The following is an 18,638-nucleotide window of genomic DNA, read 5'->3' on the forward strand; positions in this document are numbered from 1 at the left end:
TCAGGGCTGTTTGTTTCACTTCCACCGAGGAAAATTGATAATTGTTGGCTGTGGTAGGTGAATTACCAATCAGTTCAAAGAAGGTGCTGGGAAATTCTTGAAAAAGTCGATAAAATATGCTGTCTGTTTTCACTGTTCCAATGTCAAGCAGCGTCAAGGGCTGTTCAGGTGTAAAAGTTTTTGTGGGTTTTTCTTCAGAGACGTACAGGAACATCTCTGACTCCTAAACTAACAGAAAACCTTGTTCAACAACCCTCTAATTAACTTGGCTCAGGTACTATGGTTTCAAGCTGTAGTTATAGGGTGTTGGTTCACCAGAACGGGGTACAATAGCCCAGAAGGTGGTTCCACCCATCGCCCCTAGTGATAGCTGAAAGATCCAATATTTTTCTACGGTTTCTCCATTTGCTGGAGTACTACTTGCATTAGGATATAAACTCAACATCCCGCCTTCATTCAGAAGAGAACGGACTTTTTCCGTAGCTATTGCTTTGGTAACACCATCAGCTAATCCAAAAGCATTAGGATGATTAAGAATCTGTGCTAAAGGACTGTTAACATCACTGTCATCCTCAAGGAAACTCTTAATTGCTGACGATAAAGCTTCGGTAAATGTTACCTTTCCACCTAAAGACATTTGTTTGTTAATTGTGGCATGAGTAGCAATAAACTGCAACTGGGGAACTTTTAATTCTTTTTTGATACCTGCAATAGTGTTTTTTCCATAGGCGAAAGTAGAAACATTGTTTCCTGCTGCGTCAAAGAGTTTAGCTTCATCCCCCGCATCATTCCAAATAGCAGTTTTACTACCAAAAGAAAAACCACCGCTTTCAGGATGTTTTTGATTTGTATAAACCCGGAAACTCTGACCACCTTCTAAAATAGTTCCTTGGGGGAAAGTAAATACTTGTTTAGAACTACCCGCAGAGGTGATTTTCCAATTAGAGATATCAGCTGGACTGTTAGCAAGGTTGCTAATCTGTATATACTCATCAGCTTGGGTGCGTTTGACTTGACCTTTATAAACCAATTTAGAAATAGTCACATCTTTAGTGGCAGTAATGGTAAATTCTTCCGCGTCACTCACTAAAGTTTCGTGCGGGGTTTCTGGTGTAGTTTCGGATGTGGTCGCAGGTGTAATTTCGGGTGTAATTTCGGGTGTAGCATCCTCTTGAATTGGCAGTTCTGCTTGCGCCGAAATAGCATCATTAATTGTCACCTGATCAGCATTGCCAGTTTGATCATGAGCATTCCCTTTCCCAGATATTACAGAGTCATTTGCAGTTTGTGGTGCGGGTTTAATAAATTCAGCAGTAGCAATTAACCCTTGTCCATTAATATGAGTAAGGATGATCTGATTCAGTGGTGAATCAGATTGTAAATCACTAATGGAGTTACCATTATTCTGATACAGGGTTTTGACTCCAGCAAATAGAGGATGATTTGAATTATTAACAGACACGTTACCGCTAATGGAGTTGTATATTCCCTGATATTGCAGACCAAAAGTACTTAGAAAGGCATTCCAATTATTGGCTTCTACGTGCGCTCCTCCTTGACCAGTACCCGCACAGAGGTAAACCTTACCACCATTCTTCACATATTCAATTAAAACCTGGTTATCTACAGGATCCCCACCGATAAAAATCGCGTCATATTGTTGCAGACTTGCTAAGTTAACGGTAATATTCATCCCCCTAGTCCAAGTATTACCAGCGTTGGACATAGTTTGTGCCAGGGATGTTCCAGTTAAACCGAAATTATTGGAAAGTACATGAAATTTGCCTTGATTATCGCCTACAAAGTATTTAGCAATATTGAGGGCAAATGTGGCTCCATTTGGTGCGGCCTTGATTCCTTGATCACTTAAAGTCCATTCGTCTGCATTAATGACAATTCGACCATTCAATGGCTTGGGTGCGGGGGGGTTGGTTGCTTGGGAAGATTCATGATAGGACACTACATCTAAAACGGAACCACTGTTGGGGATATGCTCCCAATTACTGGTGAGGGTTTTTCTGATATACAGTTGATTGTTTGTCCCAATACCGACAATACTACCGTCAGCCATGACTGTAATACCTACAACAGAACCACTGTTGGGGATATGCTCCCAATTACTGGTGAGGGTTTTTCTGATATACAGTTGATTGTTCGTCCCAATACCCACTAGGATATTGTTTGTATTTACTGCGGTTTGCTGGGCTGTAGAAATCAGTTCAACTATCCACTCATTACCAATACCAGTATTCCAGGTGGTTAAACCTTCTGATGTGTCCGGACGATGTAAATAATCTCCTTTCCAAGACTTGAGCTTGATTTTGTTCTCACCGATTGATTCGACTATCCACTCATTCCCGATACCAGTATTCCAGGTTGTTACACCTTCTGATGTATCACGACGATGTAAATAATCTCCTTTCCAAGACTTAAGCTTGATTTTGTTGTCACCGATTGATTCGACTATCCACTCGTTACCAATACCAGTATTCCAGGTTGTTACACCTTGTGCTGTGTCCGGACGATGTAAATAATCTCCTTTCCAAGACTTAAGCTTGATTTTACTATTTGTTGGTAGTTTGATGGCGATCGCGGAGAAAAATAAGCTGGAGATATCACTGTCATTCAAGGCTTTATCGTAAACACACAGTCCACTATAACGAGCGTTGGGGGCGAATTTTCTATCAACCCCGACAAGAGAGCGACCTAGTTTAAAGGCATTACCATTAGCAATATTGGCTACCCCATTTCCGGTGGCATTTCCTGAGATTACGCCGTCAATATATAGTTTTAGGGATGTACCTTGGCGTACTACTGCTAGGTGATGCCATTTTCCGTCATTGAATCCGGCCGTTTTACTTTCTACACCTATATAGTTAGTACCATTCTGATCTTGATCTACTTCAGATGCAATGATCCCACCAGGTCGAGATTCATGTTTACCGGTCATGCGAATACAGAAAAAGTTGCCATGAGAGCCTGCTGCACGGTTCCCAGCTATGTCAAAGTAACGATGGGACTCTGTTGTTTGCACCCAAAAAGCTAAGGTAAAATCGCTGATACCAAATTGACCGATTTGAGTACCAAAGGAAACAAATGAATTATCTGCACCGTTAATGTGTACTGCTGTGTTCCCCCCTGGTCCTTGATTGTCAAAGGTTGCATTTGACAATGTACCCGAAATGTCTGATACATTTCCTTTGATTGTAAGGAGGCATGGGAATGAAGTAATCATGGTGGTTGTCTGCACTTTATGAATAACGAAGTCCAACTTAGACTTTTTTTGCTTTTTGATATTACTATTAGGACTTGTTAATCTTGAATTAAATTACGAAAATTTACACAAATTGATGTTGTGAAATATGATTGTAAAATATGATTGCTGTGGTTACGCCTCTTCCCTACCAGTCTGCTGTTATGTAGCTTGGTTGACATCTTATATACTCAATTTTAAATCTGCTGCTACTTGTCCTGTAGTTAAACCGACGGCTAACATTGCTGAAACTGCTGTTAATTTTCCTTGGCGTTTTCGTTCCTGAAAAGCTTTTTGATCAGGTAAACTGTTTTTTTGATAAACTAAATCGTAAATAAGTTTTTATTGTCAACTCTACCTCAATTGTGTGAATTGCGCTGTAAACTACTGATTGTGACTGATGAATTACTGGATGATTGGAGGAGATAATGGTTAATCAACATAATATTTCTGAATTATTACCACAAGAACCACAAAAATTGATACCTTTGGAAAATCAAGCTGCCATTGAAATTACAGCCGAAGAAGTTAAGGAACAGAATTTACCCACTCCGCCAGCAAAAGCAACTCTTCTTAAGGATATGTCTAATCAAGATAAGTTACAATCAACCGTCGAAGAATTAAAACAAACTCTGCAACAATCTCAAGAAAAAGAAAAAATTCTCCAACAGCAAATCACAGATTTACAATCAGCTTTATATGAAGAACAAATATTAACAGAAAGACTCACAAAAGAACTGCACGAAGTGAAAAAAACCGCATTAAACCTTGCGGAAGCTAATTCTAAATTAATTGAAGAAAGCAATTCCTCAGTCCCAGGAAACCAGAAAAAGCCCACGACATCAGAAAAAACACACAGGTCAGCTATCCAAGTACAAGAAAAATATAACCCAGTCGGCTATAAAAAGTCTCACCGCATTCCTGAACATCTCATAGAACCTAAAAAAGAAGATGATATTTCTGCTGACAACACTTGGTTATTAGACTAAAATTATTATTCCCTAAGACAGAAATTCTAAAATGTGCTGGGCGGTAATTTGTGGCTGTTCCAAATGGGGGACGTGACCAGAGTCTTTAATCCAAACTAATGTACTATGGGGCATGGACTGGTTAAACTTTTTCGCATCTCTAGTGCCTAAAATTTGATCTGTATCACCCCATAAAATTAAAGTTGGTTGTGTAATCCCCCCAAGTTGCTGGGGTTTAAAGGCGCTATAACCACCGCTTTTAGTGAAAGCTATTAACGCTTGACTCCAATTAGGCATTCCTAGGTGTAATCCAGCACACAGTTGAGCATCAACTGAGGCGAGAAGCTTATTTTTGTAAGCAGTGCGGGAAATGCGACGACGTACATTAGGATTACGCAAAAAATTAGCCGCCCAAGAATCCAAAGGGGAAAACATGAATTTACTCAAAGGTGAACCCCCTGTTAAACCAGCGCTGTCTATTAACACCAGTTTTTGTACTACCTCTGGATAACTTAAAGTAAAATCAATGGCAGCAGCTCCCCCCATAGACGCACCCACCAAAATCACAGGTTGGTTAATAAGGCTTTTCCAGAAAAAATACAAATGAGTTTTAATGGTGATGGGGCTAAATTTTAGATCAGCAATTCTCTGTGTGAACCCAAAGCCTAATAAATCTACAGCCCAGGTTTCCTGATTTCCCGCTAGCAGTGGTACAAGTCGGCGAAATTCTAATAGGGAACTGTCGAAGCCGTGAATTAATAAAATAGGCACACCACCACTACCTTGTTGAACATAGGTGGTGGTAATTGATTGATTAATTAAAGGGGTGGCGATCGCTTGACTGTGAATACTTTGGGCCAAGGCGATGGAGGTAGATTCTGTCAGTTGCCCAACAGTGGGGGGTAAGAAACTTGGATACATAACTCCTTAGTTTACAGCATTTGGGAAGAGAAAATTTATCCAAATGTCAAAAGATGTACGAAAGCCTCGTACAATTAATATCACTTCATTTTTTTTGTCTGAGGAGCTAATGCCATGCCAATGGCGGTTGGCGTAATTGAAACCCTAGGCTTTCCTGCTGTACTAGCAGCAGCTGATGCAATGGTTAAATCTGCCGCAGTCACAATTGTTTATTATGGTCAAGCTGAAAGCGCTCGCTTGTTAGTTGCTGTTCGCGGACAGGTGGCGGAAGTGAAAAGAGCTGTAGATGCAGGAATCTTAGCTGGAGAAGAAGCTTATGGTGGTAAAGTCATCACCCACTATATTGTTCCCAACCCCCCAGAAAATGTGGAAACCATTTTACCCATCCACTTCACATCCAAATCTGAACCGTTCCGTATCTAATCGGTCAATTCTTGATTTCCACCCAGATGTGGGGAAAATACATTTGTCCCACCACATACATTTATTCCTACAGGAGATTACTAATGTCATCACTACAAGCCGTTGGCTCACTGGAAACAAAAGGTTTTCCTGCTGTACTAGCAGCAGCTGATGCAATGGTTAAAGCTGGTCGCGTCACCTTGGTTGGTTATATCAGAGTCGGTAGCGCTCGTTTTACAGTCAATATTCGCGGGGATGTTTCTGAGGTAAAAACGGCTATGGCTGCTGGTGTTGAAGCCGCAGAAAATGTTTATGGCGGTACTTTGGAATCCTGGGTCATTATTCCCCGTCCCCATGAAAACGTAGAAGCGGTTCTCCCCATCGCCTATACCGATCAAGTCCAACAATATCGGGATTCTGTAGAAAATCCCATTGTCAGATCAACCAACAGGTAATCAGGGGTTGGTTAAAAAGCCTAAATAAACACCAACCTAGTAGAGGTGTTAATACCAAGGATATAGTCCCCGCTTTTTTGAAAAGTTGGGGATTTGCTTATAGCTTTTCCTAAACAAGTGAGATAGAGGTATAAATGTGGTTCATTTAGCTGAAAATCCCTGTAATCAAACAAAATAACGGTAAGCCCTAAGTAAGAGAAAAACTAGATTTCCAAAATTTTCTGTAAATGTTCCATATATTGAGTCAGTCCAGACGTAATAAGAAAATGACTATGGGATGTCTGGATGACAAAGACATACTCATGTAGCAACCGCCAGATGATCATTTAATGATGATTAATGGGGTTGGTCTGTGTGCCAACTTGAATACAGGGTTTTAAGGAGCGCAATCTGGCTATGACGACAGATATTGAAACATTAGCACAGCATTGGGGCAGTCGTCTAGTTACGGAGTGTCCAGAAGAAAGTCTTGCCAACAGAGAAAGCATTGTTTTCTGGCTTTTAGGAGATGACTTACAACGTTTAGATCAACTTAATCCTCAAGAACTTGTCATTGCTCAACAAGCCATGGAATATCGGTGGAAAATTTTACGTCAACGCTACTTGGGGGTGAGTCGAGACCGTGCTTATTACAACCTCCTAACTCGTCTAGGCAGTTTAATCACATTACGCAATAAAATTGAAACTTGGGTTTCTCTCAGTCGCGATCGCCAGCGTACTGTTCTAGATGTCTTGCAAGAAGTTTTACAAGAATTACTGCAAACAGATAAGTATATCCGCCAGCAAATGGTTTCTATCGCTGAGGTTACCACTGATAAACATCTGCGGGATAGTTTATTATTTGCCAGTATAGAAGAATATTCTATGCGCCCAATACGCAATCACCCTTTGCTAGTATACAGATTCGTCAACTACCTACGACGCAATCAACGTGGTGGCTTAACCCAAGTACCAAACAATGAATTGGTTAAGGTTGTTTCCGAAGAAATCCTGCCAGAGGATAATGATAGTCCAGTGAGCTTGGCAGATAACCAAGCGATCGCCGAATATCAACAAGCACAAGAAATAGAAGATCAACAAGCGCTGCGGCAGTTAGTAAAACAGGAATTTACCGACTATTTACAAGAAAATTTAGGACAAGAGGCAGCAGAGTGGCTCAAATTATATCTACAGGGCAAATCTCAACATGAAATCGCCAAAAAACTCCATAAACCCATCAAAGAAATTTACCGACTGCGAGAAAAAATCAGCTATCATGCGGTGCGGGTTTTTGCGCTCAAAGCTCAACCAGAACTGGTGGAAAACTGGTTAGCCACTTCTCTCCAAGAAAATAATTTAGGGCTAACTCAAAACCAATGGCAGCAACTCTATCAAAACTTAACTCCCTTGAGGCGACAAATCCTAGATTTGCGTAAAGCAGGTAACTCTATAGAAACAGTAGCTCAAAATCTACAGATGAAAACTCATCAAGTCATGGGTGAATGGGCAAAAATCTATATTGCAGCCCAATCTTTAAGAAATCAGGAGTAGCAAGTTCAGGGCTTGAATACTAAAACTTTAGTGTGTAATATCAAGTTAGCACGAACACTTATAATAAAACAAGTATTAGGCTTGTGTGAATTGCACCATGAGGTAAAAAACTATGAATGGGACTAAATACGGAAAATATCGGATAGCACCGGTGTTTTTTTAACTCACATCAGGCGTAATATACAAAATTATTTATTTATCTCAAATAATATATGCAAACTGAGGTTTTTAGTCAACTTTTCCCCTTACTAAGTACAGCCAATCCACAAACTTTAGAATGGCTCATCAATGTGGCCGTTGAACACCAATACCCTGTTGGGCGAGCCGTGTTGATGGAAGATGCTTGGGGTAACGCAGTTTATTTCCTAATTTCCGGTTGGGTGAAAGTGCGGCGCATTTCTGGAGATGATTCTATAACTTTGGCAATTTTAGGCCGGGGTGATTTTTTTGGTGAAATGGCAATTTTGGATGAGTCCCCCCGTTCCACTGATGTAATTGCTCTTTCACCGGTGAAGTTGTTCAGTATCTCTAGAGAGCGTTTTATTCAAGTCTTATTTAAAGACCCCCAGTTACATCACCGTATGTTGCAACTAATGGTGCGACGATTACGACAAATTAACCAGCGCTTACAAATTCGCTCTTGTCCCCCTGCTGTCAAACTTGCTCATACATTAGTTAGTTTGGGGGAAAGCTATGGACAAGAATCAAGTCAGGGTAAGGAAATTTTGAATATTGCTTTTCAGGATTTAGCCGAGGTGGCAGAAATCAGCCTAGAAGAAACTAGCAAAATCATGCAAAAGTTACACGAAAAAGGCTGGATCACCATTGACAGTGCCAATAATATTATTGCACTTGCTAACTGGGACAAATTGGTTAACCTAGCTAGTAAGGTTTGACCTATGGACTTGACAGTGGGTGAATGAGGTTCTCACCCTTGTATTTTTACTCAAGATGAATAGACCATTAGCCAGCAATATGTTATTTTAGTAGATTAAGCTGTATTTATTGGACTGTCTGGGGGTATTTTGAATCACCCCACCTGGATTTGTATCTGGGTTACAGACCAAAATCAGCCCAGCAAATGGGGTTTACCTCAGTCAAGCATGGGAATAGTTGCTCTTTGTGTATCATCATAAACGTAATATTTTGGAGAGGAAATTGATTAAATGTGGGAAACTACTTATATTGAGTTCATCTCAAGCTAGTTAAATCTATTCAAATGGCCTGATGGGAAAGTTTAGTACTGCCGTGGGTAATACGGTCACTATACTTACAGGGTGTAAATTATGAGGAATCCACGGACAGTGAACATCCCTTGGTCTTTGAGTATGGGCAGTGTCAGTCAGTTTTAAGTTAGCTAGTTGTTGTTAACTGTTAACTATTGACTATTGACTATTAACTATTGATTCAGAAATTATAACTTTTAATTACAAATGACCGAAGCAACAGCACCTCGTATCCAGATTGGCATCCAGGAAAAAGTACCGATGATTCATTACCTGGTGGCAATGCCTCAACCAGAAACACATCTGTTTGAGGTAACATTGCAGCTGATCAACTACTCATCTACCACTGTTGATTTAAAAATGCCTGTATGGACACCAGGGTCATACCTGGTGCGAGAATACGCCAAAAATTTACAACACTTTGGCGCTTTTGTTGGGGATAAGCCTTTACCTTGGCAAAAAATCAGTAAAAACCACTGGCGAATTAATACAAAAGGCGCTTCAGAATTAACTGTAAGTTACCAGATATTTGCCAATGAGCTAACAGTAAGAACCAATCATTTGGATACTAGCCACGGTTATTTTAACGGTGCGGCCATGTTTTTTAGAATCCCTGGCTGGGAGAGTATACCAATTCAGATTACCGTTATACCACCCTATCCTAATTGGCGGGTAACCACTTCCTTACCACCAATTGGTGACCACGTTAATAGTTTCTCAGCTGCTGATTTTGACACTTTGGTGGATAGCCCTTTTGAAATTGGTACGCACCAATCATATTATTTTGAGGTTTTGGGGAAGCCCCATGAGTTAGCAGTGTGGGGAGAAGGCAATTTAGAATCACAACGGGCAATCGCTGATATCCGCAAAATTGTTGAAGTAGAAGCCCAGATGTTTGGGGGTTTACCCTACGAAAGATATCTTTTTATCCTACATCTGCTTGGCCAAGCTTATGGAGGCTTAGAACATAAAAACTGTTGCTCATTGATTTACCAGCGTTTTGGCTTTCGCACTCAGGATAAGTATGAACGCTTTATACAATTGGTCGCACATGAATTTTTTCACCTGTGGAATGTTAAGCGTATTCGCCCCAAGGGTTTAGAAGTTTTTGATTACGACCAGGAAAACTATACCTCTTGTCTGTGGTTCTGTGAAGGAACTACAAGTTACTATGACTTGTTAATTCCTCTCCGGGCTGGTATTTATGATGCTAAGTCCTATTTAAATCATTTGAGTAAGGAAATTAGCAGATTTCTGACCACCCCAGGGCGCAAGGTGCAACCACTGGGTGATTCCAGTTTTGATGCTTGGATTAAACTTTATCGTCCAGATGCTAATAGCAATAATTCCCAAATGTCATACTATTTGAAAGGGGAAATGGTTTCTTTATTGCTAGATTTGCTGATCAGAGCGCGATCTAATAATCAGCGATCGCTCGATGATGTGATGCGGCAAATGTGGCGGAAATTTGGGCAAGCGGAAATTGGCTACACTCCGGAACAGTTGCAGGAAGTAATTGAATCAGTAGCAGGTGTAGATTTAACTGACTTCTTGAAACGCTACATTAATAGCACCGAGGAATTACCTTTTAATCATTACTTGGAACCTTTCGGCTTGCATCTTGTACCAGAACGGGAGGAAGAACCTTATTTAGGGATAAAGTTAAAAACAGAACATGGGCGAGAAGTGGTTAAATTTGTGGAAACTGATTCACCAGCACAACTAGCGGGAATTGATGCAGGTGATGAGTTATTGGCCATTGAAGGAATCCGCTTAACAGGACATCACCTAAGCGATCGCCTCAAGGATTATCAACCACAGGATACTATTGAAATCACAGTTTTTCACCATGATGAATTACGTAACTATTCCGTTACCTTAGACACACCACGTCCCACTAAGTTTCACATCCTCCCCCTCCCCAATCCCGACTCGGAGCAACAAGAAAATGGTGCTGGGTGGTTAGGCGCACCCATAGTTAGCTTAAGTTAAAACTAACTCACCTACACTGGCCTATTAGCACAGTGTAGGTTTACCAATTTATTAGTCATAGTAACGTCCTCAAAACTGTTCAGTTGGGCGCGGAAATATAAACGATACAACTCACACCCAGGAACACAGCCATGGCCATCGCAATGTACTAGCCCCATACTTTGTAATTTATATGCGCTAACTGGCTCTAGTTTCACATGATTGATGGCAGTAATTACCTCATAAAAAGCACTTGCCAATTCCGGATCCCGTCTCAGCAGCAACACATACTGTTTTAAATACTCATGATAAATCCCCATAGTAGTAGGTGCTTGTTGTATTAATTCCTCTAGGTTTCCTTTTAACCCTCCTCTACCCACAAGATGATATAAAGCCAATCTGATTAAATAAGGATGTCCCCCCACCATAGCCATTAAACTTTCAGTCTTCTTACTATCAAGCCAATCTAACCCGTGACGTTGTGCTAAATCTTCTACTTGCTCTTTTGTCAAACTTGGCAACTTAATCAACAAACCTATATTAAAAGGGGATTTTGTCAACTTGAAAGGAATTAGCATTTCCTGGGCATAAACTAATACTAAACGGAGTTTTTGCCAAATCTCCAACATTCTTGACTGTTCATACCAAGAACGAATTAATGGTAAAAATTCTCCAGCAATATCAGGATAATCAAATACCCAATCCACCTCATTTAATACCAAAACCAAAGGATTTTTAGCAGCAGATAACAAATACTTTTGAAAATACACAGAGCAGCTAACTTTACTACCCATATCCTCATCCCAGTAATCATTCAGTTTTGGTTCCAGGTGTAACTCCCTGCTAACATTGGCACACAACCACCGTAAAAATTTATCCAAACTGCTAAAAACCGCTTGATCTGCTTGTTGAAAATCCAGATTCACAGTGCAAAAGCCTTGATGATGAGCGCGTTCCATCACCCTGAGAATCAAAGAACTTTTTCCCATCTTCTTAGGGGCTTGAATACAAATCACACTTCCCGGTACTGCTATTTCTGCATAAGCAAGTTCCTCAACAGGCGGGCGAGGAATGTAGAATCTAGAGCCAAGGGACACTGGACCATTGGGAAATTCCAAAGATGTGGCGGTAGCGGTACGGTTAAACTCTTTAATTAACTGTTGATGAGTTTTGCTGAGACTGCGAGTTGATAAAGTTTGCCGAAAGTTATATTTATTAATGGGTTCCCCCAAAAAATCGCTCAACAATTGCCATAAATGAGCAGCAACTTTCCTGACACGTTCTCCGCCGTAGTGGGCTTCAAAGGCTATAGTTGTATAAGTTTTTCCCTCCCAAGAAGAACGCAAAATCATTTCTTGCAGTGTCGTCAAACCATTTACCTGGCTGGCTTTTAGTAACAATACGACTTCATCTATAGTCATTGGTGATCAGCCTTAATTTTATGTGAAATTTCCTCAGATTTTTGGCAATTAAACTTCTGCTTCTGAGGATTTTAATTGATGTAGCCTCCCTGATGTGAGTCAAAGCCAGTTTTCCTAGCAAGGAGCTACAAAAACATCTTGACAAGATTCCTTTAATCTGAAATATCTGACATACATTAATTTTATAATTTTTTCTCTGATAATTACCAGGTATTTTAGCCAATTTAAAACGTAATATTAGATACTTAAAATCTGATATTTTGACATTAAAACTCCCCAAAATGTAGCTGATTATTTTTCAAATCTGATATTAACCACCGCCCCAGAAGTTACACCACTCCCTTTGACTTTTCCTATATTTAATTCAAGATGAGTAATACCTTGTTGCTCTATGTTTGCCGGGAGACTTATCCATGGTTCAACACTCACAAGCAGCCTTACAAATAGCCTTATCCACGAGTGGTTTGGGCTGGTGGAATTGGAATTTAGTTACTAACCAAACCTATTACGACCCTCAGTGGAAGAGAATTTTAGGCTATCAAGTAGAAGAAATTACCAACCACTATCAATCTTTTCAACAACTTGTACACCCACAAGATTGGTCAAAACTTCAACAGGTATTACAAGAATATCTCCAAGGTGACAAACCTAAGTTTGAAATTGAATTGAGAATGTTGGCTAAATCTGGTCAATGGAAGTGGATTTTCTCTAGTGGGCAAGTATTAGAGTGGGATAAATTTGGTCAACCAGTATGGATGATAGGAACACATAGGGATATTACTCAGGAGAAAATATGGCAAGAAAATTTGCAACAGTATCAAAAGCAGGAACAGGTATTGAAAAATGTTAGTAAACACATTAATTCTAGTTATAAACTCAATAACTTACTAGCCAATGTGTTACAAGAAATCCGCCATTTTCTGCAAATTAACCAAGTTGTAATCTACTCAATTCAACCTAACGGTAGAAGTGAGGTAGTTGTTGAATCTTTAACCCCGCCTTTAGCATCTTGGCAAAATATAGATATTCAAGTTTCCATATCTGAGAAGGACTTAGAAACATACCAGTTAAGCATCAAAAAAGAAACCAAGACAATAGATAAATTATCTAGTGAGTTACAATTTAACAGCAATTTAGTATTCCCTATTTTATTAAAACAACAAGAATCTGAAAACCCAGCCGCCGCCCAACATAAAAAAAATAAATTATGGGGGTTGTTAATTATCTCTGACCATGGTCATCAGCATCAGTGGCAAAAATGGCAAATAGACACCGTTACATATATCAGTCAACAAATAGCGGTCTCTATTCAGCAACAGCAAGTCTGGGAACAAGTCCAAGAAATATCACAACATTTGCAAATTACTCAACGCCAACTATTACAAAACGATAAAATGGCTAATCTCGGTCAAACTGTGGCGGAGATGGCTGACGAAATTTATCATCCGGTTAACTTTATTTATAGTAATCTTCATCCTGCTAGTCAGTATGCTGAAGACTTAATTAAACTGATTGAACTATACCAATACTACTACCCAAAACCACAGCCAGGAATTACCTCTTATTTGCAAAAATTAGACTTGAGTTTAATCAAAACAGACTTTTTAAAACTCTTGTGGTCAATGCGATCTGGTTCTGAACGCATTGAGGAAATTATTTCTGCTCTGCGTAATTTTTCCAGCCTTGATGATGCAGGTAAGATGAAAAAAACTAACCTACATGAAGGAATCAATAGTGTTTTAAGAATATTGCAGCATCGTCTCAAGCAAAAGGAAGATAGACCGGGAATTGAAGTTATTAAATATTTTGGAGAATTGCCTTTAATTGAGTGTTATGGTGGGGAGCTAAATCAGGTATTCATGAATATTTTGAATAATGCCATTGATGCCTTAGAAGAAAGGATGAAACAAGACTATGCCTTCATTCCCCAGATTTGCATTCGTACGGAAGTTGTAACTAGTCACTTATCATTAGTGACCAGCAATGAAACCCATAGATTTGAGCAACTACCGCCGAAAAAGCAAAAAGTTCTCATTCACATTTATGACAACGGTCAAGGAATTTTACCCCACATTAAAAGGCGGATATTTGAACCATTTTTCACTACTAAACCCATGGGTAAAGGCAAAGGTTTAGGACTATCAATCAGTCACAAAATTATTGTGGAAAAACATCATGGTAAACTCAAGTGCAACTCTCAATTAGGTCAAGGTACAGAATTTATTATTGAAATGAACACAACAGCAAGACACTATACCGACATGAGAAAACGCGCCAGTTTTTAGTCTCAGCTTAACCTAAACGAGCTTCCTTAACCATATTTTGTCAGGTTTTTCACTCACCCGCCCGGCCTTCCTTTTAGGAAGGCTCTATGGGCTTGAGTTGTATGGTTGCTTGATTTCTAATGCTCAAGTTCTAGAAGGGACACAAACACAATTTTCTAACTGATTTATGAGGGTGTCACGATCTAAATTTTGACCAATTAGCACTAACTGAGTTTTTGGTGTACCCTTCCATTCATCATCATCTAAGGTAAAGCGTTTACCGCAAAGATGGAAAATATGACGACTGGGACTTTCATCAAACCAGATAATTCCCTTAGCCCGGAAAATATTGGCTGGTAATTGATTATCTAAGAAATACTGGAATTTTCTGATGTTAAAGGGCTGGTGACTTTGGAAGGATATGGAAGTAAAACCATCATTTTCTAAATGGTGGGAATGATCATGATGGTGGTCATGGTGGTGGTCATGGTGGTGGTCATGATGGTGGTCATGTTCATCCACAGGAGCAAAATAATTATCAGATGTAAACAAACCCACACTGAGAATTAAAGGCAGTGGAACTTGCGATCGCTGGGTGCGGATAATTCTAGCATCTTCTTTGACTGCACTAATTTTCCCTTCCAATTCCTTTACAGTAGCTTCATCAACTAAATCTGTTTTATTGAGTATAATCACATCCCCATAGGCAATTTGACTATATGCTGCCTGGGAGTTAAATAAATCCAGGCTATAGTTAGCTGCATCTACTACAGTGATAATAGAATCGAGACGGGTTAAATCTCGTAATTCTGTACTCATAAATGTTAAAGCAACGGGTAACGGGTCAGCCAGTCCCGTGGTTTCCACGACTAAATAATCTATGTTTTCTTGGCGTTCTAAAACTTGATAAACTGCATCTACTAAGTCATTATTAATAGTGCAGCAAATGCAACCGTTGCTGAGAGCCACCATATTCTCTTCCGTGGAAACAATTAGCTCGTTATCAATGCCAATTTCTCCAAACTCATTCACTAAAACAGCGGTTTTTAAACCTTGTTGATTACTGAGGATATGATTTAATAAGGTAGTCTTACCACTTCCAAGGAAACCAGTAATAATTGTCACTGGCATTCCTTGCTTAGGTGCATCCATTGGCGTAAGTTCGGAAGTAACTACTGATGTCATAACACTATGATTCAAGATGTGATTAAATATGTAAAACAACCGTAATTAGTAGTACGGCGGATTGATTTGGTTGATTTTGCCCAGGCGTACTAGCATAGAAATGATAGGCCGTGATGCCTGCTGTTTTAGTCTATATTACTCTGTTATGACCCTAACTGTTTACAATACTCTCACCCGTCGTTCAGAAGCGTTTACCACAGTAGAACCAGACCATGTAAAAATGTACTGCTGTGGCATTACGGTTTATGATTACTGCCATTTGGGTCATGCCAGAGCTTGTATAGTCTGGGATGTAGTCCGTCGCTACCTCCAGTTTATCGGTTATCAGGTGCGGTACATCCAAAATTTTACCGATATTGATGACAAAATTCTCAACCGAGCGCGGGAAGAACATTCATCTATGGAAGCAGTGGCTGAACGTTATATTAACGCCTATTTTGAGGATATGGAAAGGCTGGGGGTGAAAAAAGCGGATGAATATCCCCGGGCTACTCACACCATGAATGGTATTCAACGCTTAATTCATGATTTGGAAAACAAAGGCTTTGCTTACCCAGCAGATGGGGATGTTTACTACTCAGTCCGCCAATTTAATGAATATGGTAAACTGTCTGGGCGCAAATTAGAAGATATGCAGGCAGGAGCAAGCGATCGCGTGCAAATATCAGATCCAGAATACCAGAAAAAGAAAGACCCCTTTGATTTTGCTCTCTGGAAAGCTGCCAAACCAGGAGAACCCGCTTGGACATCACCTTGGGGCGCTGGTCGTCCGGGATGGCACATTGAATGCTCGGCAATGGTGCGCGATCGCCTGGGTGAGACAATAGATATCCATGCTGGTGGTGCTGACTTAATTTTCCCGCATCATGAAAATGAAATTGCCCAATCAGAAGCAGTGACAGGTAAACCCCTAGCCCGTTATTGGCTACATAACGGTATGGTGAAAGTTGACGGTGAGAAAATGTCCAAATCCCTAGGCAACTTTACCACCATTCGAGACCTACTCAACCGAGGCGTTGAGCCAATGGCCGTCCGGTTATTTGTCCTCATGGCGCAATATCGTAAACCCCTTGATTTTACTGACGAAGCCATCACATCTGCTACTAACGGTTGGCACACTCTCAAGGAAGGTTTACTCTTTGGCTATGAATACGGTGACAAATTAGCATGGAATTTGGATAACCAACAACAATTAACCTCAGATGTTTATATCCAACGTTTTCAAGCAGCTGTTAATGATGACTTTAATTTCCCCGGTGGGTTAGTAGTATTATTTGAATTAGCCAAGGAACTGCGCCGCCAAAGCAATATTATTATTCATCAAGGAAAAACCGAAACCCCCCCAGATGAATTAAAACAACAATGGCAGACCTTAGTTACATTAGCAGAAGTTTTTGGTTTAGTCGCCCTGCCAGAAGCCCAAACCCCCTCCACTGAAACTTTAACTGATGTGGAAATAGAGAACTTGATTCAACAACGCCAAGCAGCCCGTCAAGCTAAAAACTTTGCCGCCAGCGACCGCATTCGTGATCAACTACAGGCACTTGGTATTACATTAATAGATAGCCGTGAGGGTACTCTCTGGCATCGTAGTTGAATTAAGGCTAATATTTACACCAGGGACTAATGATATCATGTTTAGGAAGTCACTTGTGTTTAGTAGATTTATTCCCTGCCCCCTCTATTTTGACTAATGACCAATGACCAGCGCCAGTCTATTTCTTTATCTGACCTTTTGCTAATTGTCGCCTCCTTTCTTGTCCTGGTGTTACTGTGGCAATTACGTAATTTACTAGTAACAGTAATGATTGCGGTAGTGTTGGCTGCTGCCATTGCGCCTTTAGTGGATGCTGCCGAAAAAATGCGTGTTCCCCGGTGGCTAGGGGTAATCATCGTCTATACCAGCTTGATTTTTGGCTTAATAGGGCTGGGTTTAATTATCGGTCCGTCTGTTTCTGAGCAAATACAGCGCCTAGTCAGTAACCTACCAACTTACCTAGATAATTTATTAAAAGCTACAGAAAACCTTGCATTGCGGTTGGGTATCACTCAAATAGAAGTATTAGAACAATTTTTTGACTTGCAATCTTTAACTAATTGGTTATTTCGTTCTACTCAACAATTAGTTGTGCGTTCCTTTGGCTTTACTCGTGGCTTCATTGGCGGGGTGGTCAATCTAATTTTAGCTTTAGTCATGTCCGGCTACATGGTAGCAGGCAGTAAAAACTTAATTAAAGGTTTGGTCAGCTTATTTCCCCAACCCTGGGATCAACGTCTAGCCGACCAAGTGATCCCCATATCTCGCCGCATGGGGGGATATGTTCAAGGGCGAGTTTTAGTTTCGGCAATTTTAGGTTTTGTGATTACCCTAGGCTTGAGAATATTAGGACTCTCAGAATTTGCCTTAGCCCTGGGGGTAATTGCTGGCTTTACTAACTTAATTCCCTTTGTAGGACCAGTATTAGGGGCAATTCCCGCCTTAATTGTAGCAATTCCCCAAGGGGGCTTAACTTTTCTCTGGGTATTGCTATTGTTTATCATCATACAAAATCTAGAAACCTATCTACTAGACCCCTTACTAGTAGGTTCCTCAGTGCGAGTGCGTCCCTTGTATCAACTTTTAGCCGTACTAGGGGGAACACAAGTTTTAGGGATTATTGGCGCTGTTATCGTTCCCCCTTGGGTAGCTGGTGTAGGTGTACTTGTAGAAAACCTCTATTTACAGCCAAAATTGTTAAAAGAAGAAAAATCCCCCCTTTATCAACTCCCCGTAAGTTCAGACAGTCAACCACCAACTACAGATACAGCTAGTATGTGAAAATCCATCTTTCAAGTACCTCTACAAATGATTTGTAAATTAGTTCAAGACTTTCATGCGTAAAAATTTTTCTTCTATACTTAGTAACAGAAACCAAGTGTATTTTCAGGACTGAGATACTATGTCTTTCATGTCTTAACCCACTTGTCATTTTTGCTTAAACAGTGTATAATCTATTGGGAACATACTAGGCTGATTTGCTCTGGCTGTGGGTATCGTTGGGG

General features: G+C 40.2%; 16 protein-coding genes. 10 read left to right on the top strand and 6 right to left on the bottom strand.

The window, feature by feature from the left end:
- Both NWP17_RS13055 and NWP17_RS13060 read right to left on the bottom strand, forming a co-directional pair.
- On the bottom strand, positions 1-214 hold a 214-nt coding region (locus NWP17_RS13055; RefSeq protein WP_280655327.1), incomplete at its 3' end, for a DUF2887 domain-containing protein.
- Between the two features lie 63 nt (positions 215-277).
- A complete protein-coding gene (locus NWP17_RS13060; protein ID WP_280655328.1) occupies positions 278-3,172 on the bottom strand; it encodes a lamin tail domain-containing protein in 2,895 nt (964 codons plus the stop codon).
- 190 nt (positions 3,173-3,362) lie between these two features.
- Here NWP17_RS13060 and NWP17_RS13065 point away from each other — a divergent pair, with 190 nt between their 5' ends.
- Together NWP17_RS13065 and NWP17_RS13070 are read left to right on the top strand one after the other, a co-directional pair.
- Positions 3,363-3,539, top strand: a complete 177-nt coding sequence (locus NWP17_RS13065) for a hypothetical protein (protein ID WP_280655329.1) — start codon at positions 3,363-3,365, stop codon at positions 3,537-3,539.
- 142 nt (positions 3,540-3,681) lie between these two features.
- Positions 3,682-4,242: a hypothetical protein gene (locus NWP17_RS13070; RefSeq protein WP_280655330.1), complete on the top strand. Its 561-nt coding sequence runs from the start codon at positions 3,682-3,684 to the stop codon at positions 4,240-4,242.
- A gap of 12 nt (positions 4,243-4,254) precedes the next feature.
- Here NWP17_RS13070 and NWP17_RS13075 read toward each other — a convergent pair whose 3' ends face one another.
- Entirely contained in the window at positions 4,255-5,142 is an 888-nt protein-coding gene (locus NWP17_RS13075; RefSeq protein ID WP_280655331.1) for an alpha/beta fold hydrolase, read from the bottom strand.
- Between the two features lie 114 nt (positions 5,143-5,256).
- Between NWP17_RS13075 and NWP17_RS13080 the strand changes: the two genes are divergently transcribed.
- From NWP17_RS13080 to NWP17_RS13100, 5 genes are all read left to right on the top strand, one after another.
- Positions 5,257-5,565, top strand: coding sequence for a carbon dioxide-concentrating mechanism protein CcmK (locus tag NWP17_RS13080; protein WP_280655332.1), 309 nt, complete (start codon positions 5,257-5,259; stop codon positions 5,563-5,565).
- A gap of 83 nt (positions 5,566-5,648) precedes the next feature.
- Positions 5,649-5,999 carry a carbon dioxide-concentrating mechanism protein CcmK gene (locus NWP17_RS13085; RefSeq protein WP_280655333.1) on the top strand — a complete coding sequence of 117 codons (351 nt, stop codon included), beginning with the start codon at positions 5,649-5,651 and terminating at the stop codon, positions 5,997-5,999.
- Between the two features lie 396 nt (positions 6,000-6,395).
- On the top strand, positions 6,396-7,529 hold the full coding sequence (locus NWP17_RS13090; protein WP_280655334.1) for a HetZ-related protein 2: 1,134 nt from the start codon (positions 6,396-6,398) through the stop codon (positions 7,527-7,529).
- A gap of 212 nt (positions 7,530-7,741) precedes the next feature.
- Positions 7,742-8,425, top strand: a complete 684-nt coding sequence (locus NWP17_RS13095; protein WP_280655335.1) for a Crp/Fnr family transcriptional regulator — start codon at positions 7,742-7,744, stop codon at positions 8,423-8,425.
- A gap of 537 nt (positions 8,426-8,962) precedes the next feature.
- On the top strand, positions 8,963-10,747 hold the full coding sequence (locus NWP17_RS13100) for a M61 family metallopeptidase (RefSeq protein WP_280655336.1): 1,785 nt from the start codon (positions 8,963-8,965) through the stop codon (positions 10,745-10,747).
- An 11-nt stretch (positions 10,748-10,758) separates the two neighbouring features.
- On the opposite strand, the gene NWP17_RS13105 is transcribed toward NWP17_RS13100, so the two are convergent.
- The gene (locus tag NWP17_RS13105) at positions 10,759-12,147 is read right to left on the bottom strand and encodes an AAA-like domain-containing protein (RefSeq protein WP_280655337.1); all 1,389 of its coding nucleotides are present in this window, start codon (positions 12,145-12,147) and stop codon (positions 10,759-10,761) included.
- Between the two features lie 413 nt (positions 12,148-12,560).
- Between NWP17_RS13105 and NWP17_RS13110 the strand changes: the two genes are divergently transcribed.
- Positions 12,561-14,432, top strand: coding sequence for a PAS domain-containing protein (locus NWP17_RS13110; RefSeq protein WP_280655338.1), 1,872 nt, complete (start codon positions 12,561-12,563; stop codon positions 14,430-14,432).
- Positions 14,433-14,555: 123 nt separating this feature from the next.
- On the opposite strand, the gene NWP17_RS13115 is transcribed toward NWP17_RS13110, so the two are convergent.
- Positions 14,556-15,596 (bottom strand): CobW family GTP-binding protein, encoded by a 1,041-nt coding sequence (locus tag NWP17_RS13115; RefSeq protein WP_280655339.1) that lies wholly within the window; start codon positions 15,594-15,596, stop codon positions 14,556-14,558.
- A gap of 145 nt (positions 15,597-15,741) precedes the next feature.
- Between NWP17_RS13115 and cysS the strand changes: the two genes are divergently transcribed.
- Together cysS and NWP17_RS13125 are read left to right on the top strand one after the other, a co-directional pair.
- The gene (gene cysS / locus NWP17_RS13120) at positions 15,742-17,193 is read left to right on the top strand and encodes a cysteine--tRNA ligase (protein WP_280655340.1); all 1,452 of its coding nucleotides are present in this window, start codon (positions 15,742-15,744) and stop codon (positions 17,191-17,193) included.
- 96 nt (positions 17,194-17,289) lie between these two features.
- A complete protein-coding gene (locus tag NWP17_RS13125) occupies positions 17,290-18,414 on the top strand; it encodes an AI-2E family transporter (RefSeq protein ID WP_280655341.1) in 1,125 nt (374 codons plus the stop codon).
- Here the strand turns inward: NWP17_RS13125 and NWP17_RS13130 are convergent.
- Positions 18,404-18,565, bottom strand: coding sequence for a transposase (locus NWP17_RS13130; RefSeq protein ID WP_280655342.1), 162 nt, complete (start codon positions 18,563-18,565; stop codon positions 18,404-18,406). The genes NWP17_RS13125 and NWP17_RS13130 overlap by 11 nt on opposite strands.
- Positions 18,566-18,638 lie beyond the last annotated feature (73 nt).

It is taken from the genome of Chrysosporum bergii ANA360D (assembly GCF_029891735.1).
GTDB classification, from domain to species: domain Bacteria; phylum Cyanobacteriota; class Cyanobacteriia; order Cyanobacteriales; family Nostocaceae; genus Umezakia; species Umezakia bergii.

Coding starts and splice junctions, on each gene's coding strand:
- NWP17_RS13065 (WP_280655329.1), top strand. CDS start 3,363: ATGATTGTAAAATATGATTGCTGTGGTTACGCCTCTTCCCTACCAGTC.
- NWP17_RS13070 (WP_280655330.1), top strand. CDS start 3,682: ATGGTTAATCAACATAATATTTCTGAATTATTACCACAAGAACCACAA.
- NWP17_RS13075 (WP_280655331.1), bottom strand. CDS start 5,142: ATGTATCCAAGTTTCTTACCCCCCACTGTTGGGCAACTGACAGAATCT.
- NWP17_RS13080 (WP_280655332.1), top strand. CDS start 5,257: ATGCCAATGGCGGTTGGCGTAATTGAAACCCTAGGCTTTCCTGCTGTA.
- NWP17_RS13085 (WP_280655333.1), top strand. CDS start 5,649: ATGTCATCACTACAAGCCGTTGGCTCACTGGAAACAAAAGGTTTTCCT.
- NWP17_RS13090 (WP_280655334.1), top strand. CDS start 6,396: ATGACGACAGATATTGAAACATTAGCACAGCATTGGGGCAGTCGTCTA.
- NWP17_RS13095 (WP_280655335.1), top strand. CDS start 7,742: ATGCAAACTGAGGTTTTTAGTCAACTTTTCCCCTTACTAAGTACAGCC.
- NWP17_RS13100 (WP_280655336.1), top strand. CDS start 8,963: ATGACCGAAGCAACAGCACCTCGTATCCAGATTGGCATCCAGGAAAAA.
- NWP17_RS13105 (WP_280655337.1), bottom strand. CDS start 12,147: ATGACTATAGATGAAGTCGTATTGTTACTAAAAGCCAGCCAGGTAAAT.
- NWP17_RS13110 (WP_280655338.1), top strand. CDS start 12,561: ATGGTTCAACACTCACAAGCAGCCTTACAAATAGCCTTATCCACGAGT.
- NWP17_RS13115 (WP_280655339.1), bottom strand. CDS start 15,596: ATGACATCAGTAGTTACTTCCGAACTTACGCCAATGGATGCACCTAAG.
- cysS (WP_280655340.1), top strand. CDS start 15,742: ATGACCCTAACTGTTTACAATACTCTCACCCGTCGTTCAGAAGCGTTT.
- NWP17_RS13125 (WP_280655341.1), top strand. CDS start 17,290: ATGACCAATGACCAGCGCCAGTCTATTTCTTTATCTGACCTTTTGCTA.
- NWP17_RS13130 (WP_280655342.1), bottom strand. CDS start 18,565: ATGACAAGTGGGTTAAGACATGAAAGACATAGTATCTCAGTCCTGAAA.